Origin of the sequence: Micrococcus sp. UYEF5 (assembly GCF_040546065.1) — a bacterium.
Classification (GTDB): domain Bacteria; phylum Actinomycetota; class Actinomycetes; order Actinomycetales; family Micrococcaceae; genus Micrococcus; species Micrococcus luteus.
On sequence record NZ_JBEPNB010000001.1, the window covers coordinates 380,574 to 398,621 of the forward strand.

The window sequence follows — 18,048 nt, forward strand, 5'->3', positions numbered from 1 at the left end:
CGGCGCCGTCGTGGTCACCGGGCCGGGCGGGGCGGATCAGGCCTCGATCTGCGAGGACTCGATCGCGTCCGCGGTCTCGGCCAGGGCGTCGGACTCCGCCACCACCGGGGAGAGGGACAGCTTGCCGCGGTCGTCGATCTTGGTGATCTCGACCTGGACCTTCTGGCCCACGCCGAGCACGTCCTCGACGTCGTCCACGCGCTTGCCCTCGTTGAGCTTGCGCAGCTCGGAGATGTGCAGCAGGCCGTCCTTGCCCGGGGTGAGCGAGACGAACCCGCCGAACGTGGTCAGCTTCACCACGGTGCCGAGGTAGCGCTCACCGACCTCGGGGACCTGCGGGTTGGCGATCGCGTTCACCGCGGAGCGCGCGGCCTCGGCCGAGGCGCCGTCGGTGGCGCCGATCAGCACGGTGCCGTCGTCCTCGATGGTGATGTCCGCGCCCGTGTCGTCCTGGATCTGGTTGATCATGGCGCCCTTGGGGCCGATGACCGCGCCGATCTTGTCCACCGGGATGCGCACGGAGATGATCCGCGGGGCGGTGGGGGCCATCTCGTCCGGGGCGTCGATGGCGGCGTTCAGCACGGACAGGATGTGCAGGCGCGCCTCGCGGGCCTGCGTCAGGGCGGCGGCCAGCACGGAGGCCGGGATGCCGTCCAGCTTGGTGTCCAGCTGGATCGCGGTGACGAACTCCGCGGTGCCGGCCACCTTGAAGTCCATGTCGCCGAACGCGTCCTCGGCGCCGAGGATGTCGGTCAGGGCCGCGTACTGGGTCTGGCCGCCCACCTCGGCGGAGACCAGGCCCATGGCGATGCCGGCCACGGGCGCACGCAGCGGCACGCCCGCGTTCAGCAGGGACAGGGTGGAGGCGCAGACGGAGCCCATCGACGTCGAGCCGTTGGAGCCGAGGGCCTCGGAGACCTGGCGGATCGCGTAGGGGAACTCCTCGCGGGCCGGCAGCACGGGCACGAGGGCGCGCTCGGCGAGGGCGCCGTGGCCGATCTCGCGGCGCTTCGGGGAGCCCACGCGGCCGGTCTCGCCGGTGGAGTACGGCGGGAAGTTGTAGTGGTGCATGTACCGCTTGGTCGTCTCCGGCGCCAACGAGTCGATCTGCTGCTCCATCTTGAGCATGTTCAGCGTGGTGACGCCCATGATCTGGGTCTCGCCGCGCTCGAAGATGGCGGAGCCGTGCACGCGGGGCAGGACCTCCACCTCCGCGGTCAGCTTGCGGATGTCCGTCAGGCCGCGGCCGTCGATGCGCACCTGGTCGGTGAGGATGCGGCGGCGCACGATCTGCTTGGTGAGGGAGCCGTAGGCCTTGGCGATCTCGCCCTTGCGCTCGGCGAAGTCCTTGCCCTCGCCGGCGAGCTCCTCGAGCACCTCGAGCAGGTAGGCGTCCGAGGCCGACTCGCGCTCCTGCTTGTCGCCGATGGAGAAGATCTCGGTCAGGCGGTCCGTGGCGAGCTTCTCGACGGCGGCGTAGGCGTCGTCCTGGTAGTCCTGGAACACGGGGACGTCCACCGGGTCCTTGCCGGCGCGCTTGACCAGGTCGGCCTGGGCCTCGCACAGGGCGCGGATGAAGGGCTTGGCGGCCTCGAGGCCCTCGGCCACGATCTCCTCGGTGGGCGCCTGCGCGCCGCGCTCCTTGACCAGGGTCCAGGAGTCCGGGGTCGCCTCGGCCTCGACCATCATGATGGCGACGTCGTCGCCCACCACACGGCCGGCCACGGCCATGTTGAACACGGCGCCCTCGAGCTGGGAGTGCTTCGGGAACGCGACCCACTGGCGCGTGCCGGAGCCGTCGTCCATGAGGGCCATGCGCACGCCGCCGATGGGGCCGGAGAACGGCAGGCCGGACAGCTGCGTGGACAGGGAGGCGGCGTTGATGGCCACCGTGTCGTAGATCTCGTCCGGGGCGATCGAGGTGACGGTCACGACGACCTGGACCTCGTTGCGGATGCCCTTGACGAACGCCGGGCGCAGCGGGCGGTCGATCAGGCGGCAGGTGAGGATCGCGTCCGTGGACGGGCGGCCCTCGCGGCGGAAGAACGAGCCGGGGATGCGGCCCGCGGCGTACATGCGCTCCTCGACGTCCACGGTCAGCGGGAAGAAGTCGAAGCCCTCGCGGGGCGACTTGCCGACGGTGGTGGCGGACAGCATCGACGTCTCCTCGTCGATGTAGACCATGGCGGCGCCGGCGGCCTGCTGGGCGAGGCGCCCGGTCTCGAAGCGGACGGTGCGCTTGCCGTACGAGCCGTTGTCGATGACGGCCTCGGCGAAGGTGATCTCAGGACCCTCCATGAGGGCCTCCTTTCAGGTGGACGGCGCCGCAGGCGTCCCTGTCCCCCTGGTCTTCGATCGAGGCCCTCGGCATCCCGCCGTGCGGCGGGGTCCGGGAGCCACTGTCGAGGACCGCGAGCGATGGGCGCGGAGCCGTCGGGTGTGTCGATGATGCGGGGATGCGCGCCATGGCGCGCCGGAGTGCCGCAGGCTGCGGCGATCTCTCCCCCGGGACACACTACGTGCGTCCGGGGGCAGACGAAAGGCGGCGCCGGCGCTCGCGGGTCTCCCGCGGGCTCCGGCGCCGCCTCCTCAGGTCACTTGCGCAGGCCGAGGCGCTCGATCAGCGCGCGGTAGCGCTCGATGTCGACCTTCTGCAGGTAGCCGAGCATGCGACGACGGCGACCGACCAGGGCCATCAGGCCGCGACGGGTGTGGTGGTCGTGCTTGTGCTCCTTGAGGTGCTCGGTCAGGTCCTTGATGCGGCGGGACAGGACCGCGATCTGCACCTCGGGGGAGCCGGTGTCGCCCTCGTGGGTGGCGTACTCCTTGATGATCTGCTGCTTGACAGCGGGATCCAGGGCCATGGTGGGCCTCCTTCACTTCGGTACCGCGAACACGGGCCGCGCCCCGCCGGGGCGGACGACGCGGGGCCCACCCCACCGCGGACTGCAGGGAGGCCGAGGGTCGAGTCTACCGCATCGCCTACCCTGGCCCGGTGAGCACCCCACCGGTCCCCCACTCCCCGGCCCCGCCCTCGTTCCCCCTCCGGCCGCCCGCGCCGCCCCTGGATCTGCCGCTGATCGGCCACGGCTACCCCGCGCTGCTGCGCACGCCGCGGGCCCGATGGTGGAACCCGCTCGCGTCCTTCGGCCTCGTGCTGGCCGGCCTGGTGGGCCTCCTCGTGCTCGGGGGCGTGCTGGGCGCTCTCGCCCTGATCGCCACGTCCGGGCCCGCGCTGCTCGGCGCGGCCGACCCGACGGACGTGACCGACCTCGACCTGTACTCCGCGCCCATGGTGCTGCTGAACAACCTCCTGCTCGCCGCGCTGATCGGGGTCGCGCTGCTGGCCGTGGCGCTGGGCCACCCCGTCGCCGCGCGCTTCGTCCACTCGGTCGAGGGCCGCGTGCGCTGGCGCTGGCTGGCGCGCTGCGTCGTCGTGCTGACGCCGCTGTTCCTCGCCTACGTGCTGGGCACGTGGGCCCTCGACGGCGCCCCCACGGCCCCGCGCGCGCAGGACTGGGTCTGGCTGCTCGTCATGGCGTTCGTGCTCACCCCGTTCCAGGCCGCGGGCGAGGAGTACCTGTTCCGCGGGTGGCTGCTGCTGGCCGTCGGCACGTGGATCCGCCGGCCGGTCGTGGCTGCCGCGGTCACCGCGGTGCTCTCGGCGGCGACCTTCTCGCTCGCCCACGGCTCGCTCGACCCGTGGATCCTGCTGGACCTCGCCGCGTTCGCCGTCGCCGCCGTCCTGCTCACGTGGCGCACGGGCGGGCTCGAGGCCGCCGTCGCCCTGCACGTGGTCAACAACGTGGTGATCATCGCCGTCGGCACGCTCGTGGGCACCGTCGAGGACAGCTACGTGGGCGCGGAGACCGCCGGCTCCCCGGCGGCCACGCTGCTCTCGGTGGCGGTGGTCGCGGTGGCCACGGCGCTGCTGCTCTGGCAGGCGCGGCGGGCCGGGATCGCCCGGACGGTCCCGGTCACCGTGGGCGCCCGCCCCTGACCGGCGCCGCCCACCAGGCCACCGTCACGTAGGGCACCTGCAGGACCGCGTCCGCCGCATGGCCCAGGTGCTCGTGCAGGTACCAGTCGAGGTTGGCCGTCATCCGGGACCGGATCCGCTCGTCCGCGCGCAGCCAGTACGAGCGCGAGGCCATGAGCCCGTGCAGCCCCGCCGCGGTCATGGGCTGCGTCCACGCCCAGCGCGCGTGCTCCTCCGCCCCGAACGGGGCGGCGAACCGGCGCTGCTCCGGCCGGGCGGCGTGCACGTCCCCGGCGTGCATGATCCGGGTGAGACGGTGCACCCACGGCACCGCCGTGTCGAGCTGGTTCCACACCGCGGCCAGGCGCCCGCCCGGGCGCAGCACCCGTGCGGCCTCCGCGCTCGCCGCGGCCGGGTCCATCCAGTGCCATGCCTGGGCCGCCACCACGACGTCGGCGCTCGCCGCCGGCAGGCCCGTGGCCTCGCCCGTGCCCGGCACGGCGCGCACCCGCCCGCCCGTGCCGGCCGCGACCTCGCGTTCCAGGACGGCGCGCATCGACGCCGACGGCTCGAGGGCCGTCACCGTCCGCACCCGGTCCGCCGGGCGGGCCGCGAGCAGCCGGGTGAACAGTCCCGTCCCGGCCCCGAGCTCCACCACGTCCGCGCCGTCGGCGGTGCCCGCCAGGACGCGGTCCACCGCGGCGGCCGGGTAGGAGGGGCGGACGGCGTCGTAGTGCTCCCCGCCGGTCTCGAAGGGGTTGGGCCCGGCCCGACGGGCCCGGGCCGGGCGCCCCGGCAGGTTCGGCACAGCGGGGGGAGCGCCCGGCTCCGGGGCGCTCACCGGTCGGAGGGGGTCGTGGCCAGGATCGCCCGGGCCTCGTCCACGTCCTGCGTGATCTGCGCCACGAGCTTCTCGACGCCCTCGTAGGCGACCATCCCGCGCAGCCGGGCCACGAACTCCACCTCGATGTGCTGGCCGTACAGGTCGAAGTCCTCCACCCGCTCGTCGTGGCGGTCGATCACGTGTGCCTCCACCACGCGGGAGACGTCCTCGAACGTGGGGTTCGAGCCGATGGAGATCGCGGCCGGCCACACCCCGCCGTGCGCGTCGTGCACCCAACCGGCGTAGACGCCGTCGGCCGGGATCATGCCCTGCACATCCGTCTCGAGGTTCGCCGTGGGGAAGCCGAGCTCGCGGCCGCGCGCGAACCCGTGCACCACCTCGCCGGCGAGCACGTGGTGCCGACCGAGGACCGCCGCGGCCTGAGCGACGTCGCCCGCGGCCAGGGCCTCGCGCACCCAGGTCGAGGAGCAACGGCGCTCCGGCTCGGCCCCGTGCTCGGCGGGGAACTCCTCGACGGCCTCGACCTCGAAGCCGTAGCGGGCCCCCAGGCGCACCATCTCCGCGACGTCGCCGGTGTTGCCTCGGCCGAAGCGCACGTCGTGCCCCACGACCACGACGGCGGCGTGCAGCCCGTGCACGAGCATGCCGCGGACGAACTCCTCCGGGGACTGGTCCGCGAACTCAAGGGTGTAGCGCTGCAGGAGCACCGCGTCCAGACCCGCCTCGTCCAGGAGGACGACCCGCTGCTCGGGGCTGATGATGTCCACGTGGGGCACCTCGGGATGGTGCACGGCGCGCGGGTGCGGGGTGAAGGTCACGGCCACGGCCAGGGCGTCGCGGGCCCGCGCCAGCTCGACGACCCGGCGCAGCACCTCCCGGTGGCCGCGGTGCACGCCGTCGAAGTTGCCCAGGGTGACCACGGTGCGCGGCAGGTCCGTGGGGACCTCGTCCAGGCTGTTCCAGACCCGCATCAGAGCGCCCCCGCCTCGGCCGGGCGGGCGGGGCGGTGCGTCAGCAGCCAGATCAGGCCGACCACCGGCAGCACGAGCGGCACATAGCCGTAGCCCGCGCCGAACCGGGACCACACGGTGTCGTGGGCGAACATCCCCGGATCCAGGACGGTCCACAGGCCCACGCCCACCACGCCGGCCAGCTCCACGAGCACGGCGCCCAGCGCCACGGCCCAGGCGCGCGCGCCGGAGCGGGCGAGCGCGAACGTCGCCACGATGTACACGACCGCCGCGACCGCGGAGAGCGTGTACGCCACGGGGGCGGCGTCGAACTGCGTGAGGATCTGGAAGAGGCTGCGCGCGCTCGCCGAGAGGGCGAACACCGCGTAGACCATGACGATGATCCGGCCGAGACCCTGGTTGCGCGCGGGGGCGCCGTCGCTGGGTGCCATGTCCATCCTCCTCACCACTGCCCGAACCAGATGACCTGCATGCGATGCAGCATCACGGCGATCGTGGGCCCGACCACGGCCAGCACGAGGTTGGACCACCGGGTCTTGTCCGTGACGGCCCAGCCCACGGCGATCACCGGCACGATCAGGGCGGTGAGGATGTAGCCCCAGAACTCCCAGCCGGGGCCGTTCAGGGTGTCCCCGCCGAGCTGGCGGACGGCGGCGGCCGCCGCATAGACGAGCGTGAACAGCTCGACGGCGGCCACCGAGAGGATCGAGGCGTCCGCGGGGTGGCGGCGGATCGCCGTCATCACCACGCAGACCACGAACGAGACGGCACCGATCACCAGTCCCGTCCAGAACCAGGCGTCGAGGATCATGCGGTCCTTCCCTGTCCCGGCCCCTCGGCCGGGGCGAACACGAGCTGGGGCTTGGCGACGTCGGCGCCGCGGCGGCGCACGTCGGAGACGAGGGCGATGACGCGGCCGTCCGGCGCGCGCCCGGCGACGAGCGTCTCACCCGTGCCGGTGGGCGCCACGACCCGCCCGAAGGCGAGCTCGTGGGCCTCGTGCTCCGTCAGCTCGCGCACCGGGAAGAGCCCGGCGGCGGCCTCGGAGAGCTCGGTCATCGCGAAGCGCTCCGCGAGGGCCTCGAGCGAGAGCGCGTCGGCCACGTCGAACGGGCCGACGGCGGTGCGGCGCAGCGCCGTGAGGTGCCCGCCGGTCTCGAGGGCCTCGCCCAGGTCGCGGGCGAGCGCCCGGATGTAGGTCCCGGACGAGCAGCGCACGGTGACGTCGAGGTCGACCAGCCGGCCGCCGTCGAGCCGGCGCAGCTCGTGCACCGTGAACTCGTGCACGGTGACGGGGCGGGCGTCGAGGGTGACGTCCTCACCCGCTCGGACGCGGTCGTAGGCGCGCCGGCCCGCCACCTTGACGGCGGAGACGGCCGAGGGCGCCTGCAGGATCTCGCCCGTGAGGGCGGCGACCTGCTCGGCGACGCGCTCGGGCGTGACGGCGTTGGCCAGCCGGGTCTGCACGACCTCTCCCTCGGCGTCGTCCGTGACGGTCGACTGCCCGAGGCGGATCGTGGCCGTGTACGTCTTGTCCGTGCCCGTGATGGCGGTCAGCAGGCGCGTGGCCTTGTTGACGCCGACCACGAGCAGGCCCGTGGCCATGGGGTCCAGGGTGCCGGCGTGGCCCACCTTGCGGGTGCCCGCCAGCCGGCGGACCCGCCCGACGACGTCGTGCGAGGTCCACCCCTGCGGCTTGTCCACGAGGACGACCCCCGACGCCTCCGTTCCCGGCGCGTCGGGGGCCTGTCCCCCGGTGCTGCGAGCGCTCACCGTGCCGCGGGCCTCAGGCGCGCGGGGCGTCGTCGGCGTCGGCGTCCGGCTCCGCGCTGCGGTACGGGTCCGCGTCACCGGCGTACGACGCGCCCTCGCGCGCCTTCGCCAGCTCGGCGTCCCGCTCCTTGGCCGCGCGGAGGACGTCCTCCAGGTGTGCGGCCGCCTCGGGGACGGTGTCCGCCACGAACTCGAGCGTGGGCACCAGGCGGATGGTGAGCCCGCGGCCCACCTCGCGGCGCAGGATGCCGCGGTTGTCCTGGATGCCCTCGTGGGCGGCGGCCACCGTGGCCTCGTCGCCCAGGACGGTGTAGTAGACGGTGGCGTGCTGCAGGTCGTTGGTCACGCGGACCTCCGTCACGGTGACGGGCTCCACGCGGTCGTCCTTGACGCCGCGGCGCAGCGCCTCGGCCACGAGGACCTTGATGCGCTGGGCCAGGCGGCCGGCGCGTGCCGGATCGGCCATGGTGCGGTTCCTTCCGGTGGTGATGGTTCAGAGGGTGGGACGCGGAGGGCGGGGGCCCGTGCGGGCCCCCGCCCCGGCCGTCAGACGCGCGGCTTCTCCTGCATCTCGAAGGTCTCGATCACGTCGCCCTCCTTGATGTCGTTGAAGCTGCCCAGGCCGATGCCGCACTCGTAGCCCTCGCGGACCTCCGTGGCGTCGTCCTTGAAGCGGCGCAGCGACTCGATCTTGAGGTGATCGGAGACCACCACGCCGTCGCGCACCAGGCGGGCCTGGGCGTTGCGGCGGATGAGGCCCGAGCGCACGAGCGAACCGGCGATGTTGCCCCACTTGGAGGAGCGGAACACCTCGCGGACCTCGGCCGAGCCGAGCTCGACCTCCTCGTACTCCGGCTTCAGCATGCCCTTGAGCGCGTTCTCGATGTCATCGATCGCGTCGTAGATCACGCTGTAGAAGCGCATGTCCACGCCCTCGCGGTCGGCCAGGTCGGCGACCCGCTCGGCGGGGCGCACGTTGAAGCCGATGATGATGGCGTTGTCCACGGTCGCCAGGTTCACGTCATTCTGCGTGATGGCGCCGACGCCGCGGTGGATGACGCGCAGCTGCACCTCGTCCTCGCCGACCTCGATCTTGAGCAGCGAGTCCTCGAGCGCCTCGACGGCACCGGACGCGTCGCCCTTGATGATGAGGTTGAGCGTGTCCAGCTTGCCCTCGGCCACGGCCTGGTCGAAGTCCTCCAGGGTGATGCGCTTGCGGCGCTTGGCCAGCTGGGCGTTGCGGTCCGCGGCCTCGCGCTTCTCCGCGATCTGGCGGGCGGTGCGCTCGTCGTCGGTGACGAGGAACGAGTCGCCGGCACGCGGCACCGCGGACAGGCCGAGCACCTGGACGGGACGCGACGGATCGGCCGCCTCCACGGCGTTGCCGTTCTCGTCGAACATGGCGCGCACACGGCCGTGGGCGGAGCCCACCACCATGGTGTCGCCCACGCGCAGCGTGCCGGTCTGCACCAGCACGGTGACGACGGCGCCGCGGCCCTTGTCGAGGTTGGCCTCGATGGCCACGCCGCGGGCGGCCTTGTGCGGGTTCGCCGTGAGCTCGAGGGCGGCGTCCGCGGTGAGCAGGATCGCCTCGAGCAGCTGGTCGATGTTGATGTTGTTGCGCGCGGAGACGTCCACGAACATCGTGTCGCCGCCGTACTCCTCGGGCACGAGGCCGTACTCGGTGAGCTGACCGCGGATCTTGTCCGGGGCGGCGGTGTCCTTGTCGATCTTGTTGACCGCCACCACGATCGGCACGCCGGCCGACTGGGCGTGGTTGAGCGCCTCGACGGTCTGCGGCATGACGCCGTCGTCGGCCGCCACCACCAGCACGGCGATGTCGGTGACCTTCGCACCGCGGGCACGCATGGCGGTGAACGCCTCGTGACCCGGGGTGTCGATGAAGGTGAGGCGACGCTGCTCGCCCTCGTGCTCCACGGGCACCTGGTAGGCGCCGATGTGCTGCGTGATGCCGCCGGCCTCGCCCTCGATGACGTTCGAGGAGCGGATGGCGTCCAGCAGACGCGTCTTGCCGTGGTCCACGTGGCCCATGACGGTGACGACCGCGGGGCGCGGCTCGAGGTCGGCCTCGTCCTCGTTGGCCGCCTCGGCCTCGAGGTCGATGTCGAAGGCCTCCAGCAGCTCCTTGTCCTCGTCCTCCGGGGACACGATCTGGACCTTGTAGCCCAGCTCGTCGCCGAGCAGCTGGAAGGTCTCCTCGTCGAGGGACTGGTTGGCCGAGGCCATCTCGCCGAGGGTGAAGAGCACCTTCACCAGGTCGGCGACGTCGGCGCGGATCTTCTCGGCGAAGTCGGCCAGGGACGCGCCGCGGCGCAGGCGCAGAACGGTGGTGCCGTCACCCTTGGGGACCTTGACGCCGCCGATCTCACGCGTGTGCTGCTGCTCGAACTCCTGGCGCTTCGCGCGCTTCGACTTGCGTCCCTTGCGCGGGCCGCCGCCGCGCCCGAAGGCGCCCTGGGCGTTGCCGCGACCGCCACGGCCGCCCGGGCCGCCGGGACGACCCGGGCCGCCACCGGGGCCGCCGCCCGGACGGCCACGGCCGCGGGCCGGCTGCGGGGCCGGGGTGATCTGCTTGGGCATCATGCCCGGGTTCGGACGCGGCCCACCGGGGCGGGGACCGCCGGCGCCCGCGGCCGGGCGCGGACCGCCCGGACGGGGACCGCCGGCACCGGCCGGCGGACGGGGGCCGCCCGGACGAGGCGCGCGGTCCTCACGACCGGAGCGCATGCCCTGCGAGGGGGCGAACGGGTTGTTGCCCGGACGCGGAGCACCGCCACGGCCGCCCGGGCGGGCGCCCGGGCGAGGCCCGGCGGAGCCGCCCTTGGGGCTGAACGGGTTGTTGCCGGGACGCGGGGCGCCCGGCTTGGGCGCGGAGGCACCCGGCTTGGGCGCGGCGGCGCCCGGCTTCGGCGCGGCCGACCCCGGCGTGGCCGGCGGCTGCGGGGCCTTCGGCTCGGCCGGGGCGGCCGGCGTCGGTGCGGCGGGGCCGGGGGTCGGGGCGGCGCCCGGCTTGGGCGCGGCGGTGCGGCCCGCGGCGGGACCGGGCGCCGGGGCGCCGGCATTCGACGTGGGGGCCGCGGCGCGCGGCGACGGGGCGGCCGCCGGCTTCGGCGCGGCGGAACGGCCCGGGGCGGCGGGCGTGGAACCGGGCTTGGCGGCGGACTTGCCGGCACCCGGGTAGGCGTTGCGCAGCTTCTTGACCACCGGGGGCTCGATGGTGGACGAAGCCGAGCTGACGAACTCGCCGAGGTCCTTGAGCGTGCTCAAGGCCTCCTTCGAGGTGATGCCGAGCTCCTTGGCGAGCTCATGGACGCGGACCTTGGCCACGGTTCTCCTGTTCTGGCCCCACGGGCCGGAACGGAGCCGCTCGGGCTGTCCGTCTCAGCGCGTCCTGGGACCGTTGACGTTGCTCCAGGCCGTCGCGCGCGCCACCAGGGCACGCGCACCACGGCCTGCCTGATAGCAGGGGGTGAAGTTCATCGCTGGGCACTCATGCTTCAGTGCTCATCGGGTACGCATCAGATCTCTGACCCGCCTTCATCTGTCGGTCTGTCAGCCGGTGCCTCCGCGGTGCGGCCCAGCGCGTCGGCGTCGACGGCGGACCGGAAGGCCCGCCCGAACGCGCGGCGGCGCAGGGCGAGGTGGAGGCAGTCCTCGCCGGGATGCAGCCACGCACCCCGGCCGGGACGGCGTCGTTCCGGGTCCCAGACGACGGATGGGGGTTCCGTCGAGGAGTCCAGGGCGACGCGCACCAGCTCTTGCTGGTCCGCCCTCGATCGGCATCCGATGCAGGTGCGCACGACCGTCCGAGACGTCATGCGTTCACCCCTCACGGGCGTCGGATCGAGAAAGGACCTCATCCATCCTAGCGCGTCCGGGCCCGGATCTGTTCCCGGGGACGGTCAGCGGCCCGGGGCGGAGGTGGTGACCCCGTCGCCGACGATGTCGATCCGCCAGCCCGTGAGCTTGGCCGCGAGGCGGGCGTTCTGGCCCTCCTTGCCGATGGCCAGGGACAGCTGGTACTCCGGCACCACGGCGCGGGCCGAGTGCTGGTCCGCGTCGAGGATCTCCACCGAGACGGTCGTGGCGGGCGAGAGGGCGTTGGCGATCATCGCGGCGGGGTCGTCCACGTGGTCGACGATGTCGATCTTCTCGTCGTTGAGCTCCGTCATGACGGCGCGCACGCGGCTGCCCATCTCCCCGATGGAGGCGCCCTTGGCGTTCACCCCGGGGCGGGTGGCGCGCACGGCCATCTTGGTGCGGTGGCCGGCCTCGCGGGCCAGCGCCGTGATCTCGACCGAGCCGTCCGCGATCTCCGGGACCTCGAGCTCGAAGAGCTTGCGCACGAGGCCGGGGTGCGAGCGGGACACCGTGACGGACGGGCCCTTGGCGCCGCGCGTCGCGGAGACCACGTAGGCGCGGATCCGGCGGCCGTGGGCGTAGTCCTCGCCGGGCACCTGCTCGGGCGGCGGGAGGACGGCCTCGAGGGTGCCGAGGTTCACCTGGACCATGTGGCGGTTCAGGCCCTGCTGGATGACGCCGGAGACGAGCTCGCCCTCCTTGTCCTTGAACTCGCCGAGGACCTTGTCGTCGTCCTCCTCGCGCATGCGCTGGATCATCACCTGGCGCGCCGTGGAGGCGGCCACCCGGCCGAAGCCGTTCGGGGTGTCGTCGAACTCGCCGATGGGCGTGTCGTCCTCGTCCAGCTCCGTGGCCCACACGGTGACGTGGCCGGTCGCGCGGTCGATCTCCACGCGGGCGCGCTTCAGGGCCCCCGGGGTGCGGTGGTACGCCATGAGCAGGGCCTGCTCGATGGTGGGGATGAGGCGGTCCATCGGGATCTCCCGCTCCGCCTCCAGCATGCGCAGCGCGCTCATGTCGATGTCCAACTCATGCCTCCGTGTGCTCGGCCGTGTCCTCGCCCGCGGCGGCGTCGGCGTCGCCGGCCTGCTGAGCGGGGCTCCACTCTACCTGCACGATCGCCGGACCGAGGCGGTCGAGGGCGACCCGCTCGGCGGGCAGCTCCTTGGCCTTCATGCCCTTCTTCGCGGGCGGGCGCACCACGGCCAGCTCGACGTCGTCGTCCGTCACGTCCTTCAGGCGGGCGGTCACGGGCGCGGCGCCGTCGACCGAGACCTCGACGAGACGGCCGACGTTGCGGGCGAAGTGGCGGGGCTCGGTGAGCGGGCGGTCCACGCCCGCGGTGGTGACCTCCAGCAGGTACTCCCCCGCGCCGACGCCGGGCACGTGGTCGCCCAGGGCGTCGAGGGCGGCGGAGACCCGGCCGGAGAGGCGGGCGACGTCGTCCAGGCTCAGGCCCTGGGTGCCCGAGGCGCGGTCGAGGACCACCTCGACGGTGCGGTGCTCGGCGGTGCCCGTGGCGCGCACCTGCTCCACCACCACGTCGTCGGCCGCCAGGGCCTCCTCGACGCGGGTGCGCAGCTCGGCGAGGTCGTCGCGGCGGTCGGTGCTGTCCATGGGGTGCCTCACTCGTCGGGTCGGGGCCGCCGCGCCACGCGGGCGGGGGCCGGGGTCGGGATCCGGGGCCGAGCCTACCGGCGGCCCACGGCGGGGCCGAGTGCTCCCGACCGGGTTGGACGGGGCGAGCTCAGCGCAGCAGCGGGGCGAGGGTGTCCGCGCCGACCTTGACGATGAGCGCGGTCACCACCATGAGGTACACCACGCGGATGAAGCCGGTGCCGCGGGCGATCGCCATGCGGGCCCCCACGTAGCCGCCCATGAGGTTGGCCGCGCCGAGCAGCAGCCCCAGGCCCAGCACCGCGTGCCCCGAGGGCACGAAGTACGCGAGCGCGCCGAGGTTGGTCGCGAGGTTGACCACCTTCGCCTGTGCCGAGGCGTGCAGGAAGTCGAACTTGAGCAGCAGGACCAGCCCCAGGATGAGGAACGTGCCCGTGCCGGGGCCGAGGACGCCGTCGTAGAAGCCCACCGCCGCGCCGAGCGCCACGGCCCGGGCCAGCGCGGTGCTCCGCCGCGGCCCCACGCCGGCGACCTGTCCGAGGCCCGGGCGCACGGCCGTGAACACGGCGACGGCGATCAACGCCGCCAGGATCACGGGCCGGATCACGCCGGCCGGCAGATGCGCGGCGACCACGGCCCCGCCCAGGGCCGCCGCGAAGGCGACGGCGGCCATCGGCAGTGCGGTGGACAGATCCTGCCGCAGGCGCCGCCGGTAGGTGAGCGCCGACGTCGCCGTGCCGAACACCGAGCCGAGCTTGTTGGTGGCCAGGGCCTGGATCGGGCTCAGCCCGGGCACGAGCAGCAGGGCCGGCAGCTGCAGGAGCCCGCCCCCGCCCACGACGGCGTCGATCCAGCCCGCCGCGAAGCCCGCGGCGAGCACGAGGACGAGCAGCCCGGCGGTCAGCTCGACGGCGCCGAACCACTCAGCGCCCGTCGCGCACCTCCGCGAGCACCGCCGCGACGGCCCCGTCCACGGGCACGGGGCGCGCCTCGCCGGTGGCACGGTCCTTGAGCTCGAGCTCGCCGTCCGCCAGGCCGCGGCCGATCACCACGGTGGTGGGCACGCCGATGAGCTCGGCGTCCTTGAACTTCACGCCGGGGCTGACCTTCGGACGGTCGTCCACGAGCACGGTCAGGCCCTCGGCCTCGAGGCCCGCGGCGAGGGTCTCGGCGGCGGCGAGGCCGTCCTCGCCCTTCGTGGCGACGACGACGTGCACGTCCGCCGGGGCCACCGCGCGCGGCCACGCCAGGCCCTTGTCGTCGTGGTAGCGCTCGGCGATCGCGGCGACGGCGCGCGTGATGCCGATGCCGTAGGAGCCCATGGTCACCACGACCTGCTTGCCGTGGACGTCGAGGACCTTCAGGTCGAGGGCCTCGGCGTACTTGCGGCCGAGCTGGAAGATGTGGCCCATCTCCATGCCGCGGCGGGTGTGCAGCGGGCCGGAGCCGTCCGGGGCCTGGTCGCCCTCGCGCACCGCGGTGGCCTCGAGCACGCCGTCCCACGTGAAGTCGCGGCCGGCCACGAGGCCGAACACGTGGCGCTGGTCCGCGTTCGCGCCGGTGATCCACGCGGTGCCGGGGGCGATGCGCGGGTCCACGAAGAAGGGCAGGCCCGAGACGGAGCCCTCCGCGCCGAGGACCGGGGTGCCCTCGACCGCGTCGGCCGCCGCGGGGCCGATGTAGCCCTTGACCAGGGCGGGGTGCGCGGCCAGGTCCGCGGCGGTCGCGGCCTCGAGCGTGGGCTCGCCGACCACGCCGAGCGCCGGGCCCACGGAGGCCTCGAGACGCTTGAGGTCCACCTCACGGTCGCCGGGCACGCCCACGACGAACGGGCGGCGCTCGCCGCCGTCCACCACCGCGGTGACCACGACGCACTTGAGCGTGTCCGCGGCGGTCCACGGCTCGCCGTCGCGCGGGGCCAGCCGGTTGGCGACGTCCACGAGCGCGGCGATGGTGGTGGAGACCGGGGTGTCCTTGACCTCGGCGGCGGGCAGGACCGCCATGGCCGCCTCGTCCAGCGGGGCGGGGGCCACCGTGGTGACGGCCTCGACGTTGGCGCGGTAGCCGCCGTCGGACTCGACGAAGGTGTCCTCGCCCACCTCGGTGGGGTGCAGGAACTCCTCGGAGCGGGAGCCGCCCATCGCACCGGAGGTGGCCCGCACCGGCACGACCTCGAGGCCGAGGCGGTCGAAGATCCGCAGGTAGGCGGCCCGGTGGGCCTCGTACGCGGCGTCCAGGCCGGCGTCGTCCACCGTGAAGGAGTAGGAGTCCTTCATGATGAACTCGCGCCCGCGCAGCAGGCCGGCGCGCGGGCGGGCCTCGTCCCGGTACTTGGTCTGGATCTGGTACAGGTACGCGGGCAGGTCCTTGTACGAGGAGTACAGGTCCTTCACCAGGAGCGTGAACATCTCCTCGTGTGTGGGGGCCAGGAGGTAGTCGTTGCCCCTGCGGTCCTGCAGGCGGAACAGCCCGTCGCCGTACTCATCCCAGCGCCCCGTGGCCTCGTAGGGCTCCCGCGGCAGCAGCGCCGGGAAGTGCACCTCCTGGGCGCCGATCGCGTCCATCTCCTCGCGCACGATCCGCTCCACCTTGGCCAGCACCTTGAGGCCCAGCGGCAGCCACGAGTAGATGCCCGGGGCCGCGCGACGGATGTAACCGGCACGGACGAGGAGCCTGTGGCTCGCCACCTCGGCCTCCGCCGGGTCGTCGCGCAGGGTGCGCAGGAACAGGGTGGACATGCGCAGGGGCATGACGGGGCCTCCTCGGACGGGCTCGCGCGGTCGGGGCGGCGCGCGGGACGGGACGACGCCGGCACGGGGTGCCCGGCGTCCTGACCGCCGATCCTATCGCCCGCGCAGGGCCCGCCGGGTCAGTACAGGACGGTCGCGAACGTGCCGCGCCGCTCGAACCCCACGCGCTCGTACGTGCGCAGCGCGGGGGTGTTGTACGCGTTGACATAGAGGCTGACCACGGGCGCCTGGAGTCGCACGTAGTCCACGACGGCGGCCATCGCCGACGCCGCCAGTCCTCGGCCGCGCGCGGCGGGGGCCATCCACACGCCCTGGATCTGGGCGCACCGGGAGGAGAGCAGCCCGATGTCCGCCTTGAAGCGCAGCGGGCCGCCCGCGTCGCGCGGTCCCGGGTCGATGAAGACGCGTCCGGTGTGGATCAGCCGCTCGACGCGGTCCCGGTACTGGGCCGCGCCCCCGGCGAATGGGGAGAAGCCGAGCTCCTCCTCGAACATCGCCGCGCTGGCCGGCAGGACGCGCGCGAAGTCGTGTGGCTGCGCCTGCACCACGTGCGGGTTCGGGTCGATCCCCCCGGCCGTGCCCAGCACGAGCAGCGGCTGGTCGGGGCGCACGGACCGGGACCGGTGGCCCGCGGCGGCGAGGGCCTCGCCGGCGGCCAGCACGGGACCGGCCGGGCCGTAGATCGACCCGTACCGGCGGCGCAGCGCGGCGGCCGCCGCGCCGAGCGCCTCCGCGTCGCCCGGCGCCCAGCCGGCGTCCGGGGCCTCGGACGCGGCGACCGGCACCACGTTCGAGCCGATCCAGACGGCCGCGCGCAGCGCGCCGGCGCCCGGGGCGTCGTCGTCGATCCCGAGGAACAGGGTGCCCGCCGCTCCCCCGCGCGGGCCGGCCAGGCGGCCCGCCTCGAGCAGGGAGTCCACGAACACGTTGGACACGGGGGCACGGGCGGACAGGGCCGCGAGCGCGGCGGTGTCCGCGTCGGTCAGCAGGCGGACGCGGTCACCCGTGGCGGCCCGGACCTCCCGGTCAGTGGACGGAGACCACCGGGGCACCGGCGGCAGCCTGGTCACCGCCGTCCTCCCCCAGGTCCATCTCACCGGCGATCCGGTTGGCCTCCTCGATGAGGGTCTCCACGATCTGGTCCTCGGGCACGGTGCGGATGACCTCGCCCTTGACGAAGATCTGGCCCTTGCCGTTGCCGGAGGCGACGCCGAGGTCGGCCTCGCGGGCCTCGCCCGGCCCGTTGACGACGCAGCCCATGACGGCCACCCGCAGCGGGACCTCAAGGTCCTGGAGGCCCTCGGTGACCTGCTCGGCCAGCGTGTACACGTCCACCTGGGCGCGGCCGCACGAGGGGCAGGAGACGATCTCGAGCTTGCGCTCACGCAGGTTCAGGGACTGCAGGATCTGCAGGCCCACCTTGACCTCCTCGACCGGCGGCGCGGAGAGGGAGACGCGGATGGTGTCACCGATGCCCTGGCCGAGCAGGTAGCCGAAGGCGGTAGCGGACTTGATGGTGCCCTGGAAGGCCGGGCCGGCCTCGGTGACCCCGAGGTGCAGCGGCCAGTCACCCTGCTCGGCGAGCAGCTCGTAGGCGCGGGCCATGATCACCGGGTCGTTGTGCTTGACGGAGATCTTGAAGTCCTTGAAGCCGTGCTCCTCGAAGAGGGAGGCCTCCCAGACGGCGGACTCGACGAGGGCCTCCGGGGTGGCCTTGCCGTACTTCTGCAGCAGGCGCGGGTCCAGGGAGCCGGCGTTGACGCCGATGCGGAGGGAGGTGCCGTGGTCCGAGGCGGCCTGCGCGATCTCCTTGACCTTGTCGTCGAACTTCTTGATGTTGCCCGGGTTCACGCGCACGGCGCCGCAGCCGGCCTCGATCGCCGCGAACACGTACTTCGGCTGGAAGTGGATGTCCGCGATCACGGGGATGGTGGACTGCTGGGCGATGACCTTGAGGGCCTCGGCGTCCTTGTCCGTGGGGCAGGCCACGCGGACGATGTCGCAGCCGGCGGCCGTGAGCTCGGCGATCTGCTGCAGGGTCGCGCCGATGTCGTGCGTCTTGGTGGTGGTCATCGACTGCACCGAGACGGGGTGCTGCGAGCCGACGCCCACCGAGCCCACCTGGATCTGCCGGGTGGTGCGGCGCGGGGCCAGCACGGGCGGCGGGGCGGACGGCATTCCAAGGCTGACGGGCACGGGGGCGCTCCTCATGGGTTCTCGGGGTCGACGGCG

The 18,048-nt window shown here is 73.8% G+C and carries 17 protein-coding genes; 1 reads left to right on the top strand and 16 read right to left on the bottom strand.

Going from position 1 to position 18,048, the window contains the following annotated elements:
- Window positions 1-36: 36 nt before the first annotated feature.
- On the bottom strand, window positions 37-2,298 hold the full coding sequence (locus tag ABIB16_RS01820; protein WP_061866726.1) for a polyribonucleotide nucleotidyltransferase: 2,262 nt from the start codon (window positions 2,296-2,298) through the stop codon (window positions 37-39).
- 296 nt (window positions 2,299-2,594) lie between these two features.
- Entirely contained in the window at window positions 2,595-2,864 is a 270-nt protein-coding gene (gene rpsO / locus ABIB16_RS01825; protein ID WP_017488396.1) for a 30S ribosomal protein S15, read from the bottom strand.
- Between the two features lie 131 nt (window positions 2,865-2,995).
- Between rpsO and ABIB16_RS01830 the strand changes: the two genes are divergently transcribed.
- Window positions 2,996-4,000, top strand: a complete 1,005-nt coding sequence (locus tag ABIB16_RS01830; protein WP_144819961.1) for a CPBP family glutamic-type intramembrane protease — start codon at window positions 2,996-2,998, stop codon at window positions 3,998-4,000.
- Here ABIB16_RS01830 and ABIB16_RS01835 read toward each other — a convergent pair.
- From ABIB16_RS01835 to ispG, 14 genes are all read right to left on the bottom strand, one after another.
- Window positions 3,978-4,820, bottom strand: a complete 843-nt coding sequence (locus ABIB16_RS01835) for a class I SAM-dependent methyltransferase (protein WP_044658602.1) — start codon at window positions 4,818-4,820, stop codon at window positions 3,978-3,980. The genes ABIB16_RS01830 and ABIB16_RS01835 overlap by 23 nt on opposite strands.
- The gene (locus ABIB16_RS01840) at window positions 4,817-5,794 is read right to left on the bottom strand and encodes a bifunctional riboflavin kinase/FAD synthetase (protein WP_041104239.1); all 978 of its coding nucleotides are present in this window, start codon (window positions 5,792-5,794) and stop codon (window positions 4,817-4,819) included. The genes ABIB16_RS01835 and ABIB16_RS01840 overlap by 4 nt, the downstream gene beginning before the upstream one ends.
- Window positions 5,794-6,225, bottom strand: coding sequence for a hypothetical protein (locus ABIB16_RS01845; protein ID WP_036314984.1), 432 nt, complete (start codon window positions 6,223-6,225; stop codon window positions 5,794-5,796). Before ABIB16_RS01845 ends, ABIB16_RS01840 begins: the two co-directional genes overlap by 1 nt.
- 11 nt (window positions 6,226-6,236) lie before the next feature.
- Window positions 6,237-6,605 carry a hypothetical protein gene (locus tag ABIB16_RS01850; protein WP_002855305.1) on the bottom strand — a complete coding sequence of 123 codons (369 nt, stop codon included), beginning with the start codon at window positions 6,603-6,605 and terminating at the stop codon, window positions 6,237-6,239.
- Window positions 6,602-7,567: a tRNA pseudouridine(55) synthase TruB gene (gene truB, locus ABIB16_RS01855; protein WP_078026112.1), complete on the bottom strand. Its 966-nt coding sequence runs from the start codon at window positions 7,565-7,567 to the stop codon at window positions 6,602-6,604. Before truB ends, ABIB16_RS01850 begins: the two co-directional genes overlap by 4 nt.
- Window positions 7,568-7,580: 13 nt before the next feature.
- Entirely contained in the window at window positions 7,581-8,033 is a 453-nt protein-coding gene (gene rbfA / locus ABIB16_RS01860) for a 30S ribosome-binding factor RbfA (RefSeq protein ID WP_073116937.1), read from the bottom strand.
- Between the two features lie 80 nt (window positions 8,034-8,113).
- On the bottom strand, window positions 8,114-10,915 hold the full coding sequence (infB, locus tag ABIB16_RS01865; RefSeq protein ID WP_134376966.1) for a translation initiation factor IF-2: 2,802 nt from the start codon (window positions 10,913-10,915) through the stop codon (window positions 8,114-8,116).
- 191 nt (window positions 10,916-11,106) lie between these two features.
- A complete protein-coding gene (locus ABIB16_RS01870) occupies window positions 11,107-11,448 on the bottom strand; it encodes a YlxR family protein (RefSeq protein ID WP_078025530.1) in 342 nt (113 codons plus the stop codon).
- A gap of 42 nt (window positions 11,449-11,490) precedes the next feature.
- Window positions 11,491-12,477, bottom strand: coding sequence for a transcription termination factor NusA (gene nusA / locus ABIB16_RS01875; RefSeq protein WP_036314069.1), 987 nt, complete (start codon window positions 12,475-12,477; stop codon window positions 11,491-11,493).
- Window position 12,478: 1 nt separating this feature from the next.
- A complete protein-coding gene (gene rimP, locus ABIB16_RS01880; protein WP_036314068.1) occupies window positions 12,479-13,066 on the bottom strand; it encodes a ribosome maturation factor RimP in 588 nt (195 codons plus the stop codon).
- A gap of 130 nt (window positions 13,067-13,196) precedes the next feature.
- On the bottom strand, window positions 13,197-13,946 hold the full coding sequence (locus tag ABIB16_RS01885; protein ID WP_169577818.1) for a sulfite exporter TauE/SafE family protein: 750 nt from the start codon (window positions 13,944-13,946) through the stop codon (window positions 13,197-13,199).
- Between the two features lie 43 nt (window positions 13,947-13,989).
- Complete coding sequence (locus ABIB16_RS01890; RefSeq protein ID WP_061866730.1) at window positions 13,990-15,816, bottom strand: proline--tRNA ligase; 1,827 nt, start codon at window positions 15,814-15,816, stop codon at window positions 13,990-13,992.
- Window positions 15,817-15,935: 119 nt separating this feature from the next.
- On the bottom strand, window positions 15,936-16,868 hold the full coding sequence (locus ABIB16_RS01895; protein WP_061866742.1) for a GNAT family N-acetyltransferase: 933 nt from the start codon (window positions 16,866-16,868) through the stop codon (window positions 15,936-15,938).
- A complete protein-coding gene (gene ispG / locus ABIB16_RS01900; protein WP_061866731.1) occupies window positions 16,843-18,027 on the bottom strand; it encodes a flavodoxin-dependent (E)-4-hydroxy-3-methylbut-2-enyl-diphosphate synthase in 1,185 nt (394 codons plus the stop codon). Before ispG ends, ABIB16_RS01895 begins: the two co-directional genes overlap by 26 nt.
- Window positions 18,028-18,048: the final 21 nt, after the last annotated feature.

Bases quoted from the DNA above. Each gene is read 5' to 3' on its own strand.
- rimP (WP_036314068.1), bottom strand. From the start codon at position 13,066: ATGGACAGCACCGACCGCCGCGACGACCTCGCCGAGCTGCGCACCCGC.
- rbfA (WP_073116937.1), bottom strand. From the start codon at position 8,033: ATGGCCGATCCGGCACGCGCCGGCCGCCTGGCCCAGCGCATCAAGGTC.
- ABIB16_RS01845 (WP_036314984.1), bottom strand. From the start codon at position 6,225: ATGGCACCCAGCGACGGCGCCCCCGCGCGCAACCAGGGTCTCGGCCGG.
- ABIB16_RS01850 (WP_002855305.1), bottom strand. From the start codon at position 6,605: ATGATCCTCGACGCCTGGTTCTGGACGGGACTGGTGATCGGTGCCGTC.
- ABIB16_RS01820 (WP_061866726.1), bottom strand. From the start codon at position 2,298: ATGGAGGGTCCTGAGATCACCTTCGCCGAGGCCGTCATCGACAACGGC.
- ABIB16_RS01890 (WP_061866730.1), bottom strand. From the start codon at position 15,816: ATGCCCCTGCGCATGTCCACCCTGTTCCTGCGCACCCTGCGCGACGAC.
- rpsO (WP_017488396.1), bottom strand. From the start codon at position 2,864: ATGGCCCTGGATCCCGCTGTCAAGCAGCAGATCATCAAGGAGTACGCC.
- ispG (WP_061866731.1), bottom strand. From the start codon at position 18,027: ATGAGGAGCGCCCCCGTGCCCGTCAGCCTTGGAATGCCGTCCGCCCCG.
- ABIB16_RS01840 (WP_041104239.1), bottom strand. From the start codon at position 5,794: ATGCGGGTCTGGAACAGCCTGGACGAGGTCCCCACGGACCTGCCGCGC.
- ABIB16_RS01870 (WP_078025530.1), bottom strand. From the start codon at position 11,448: ATGAGGTCCTTTCTCGATCCGACGCCCGTGAGGGGTGAACGCATGACG.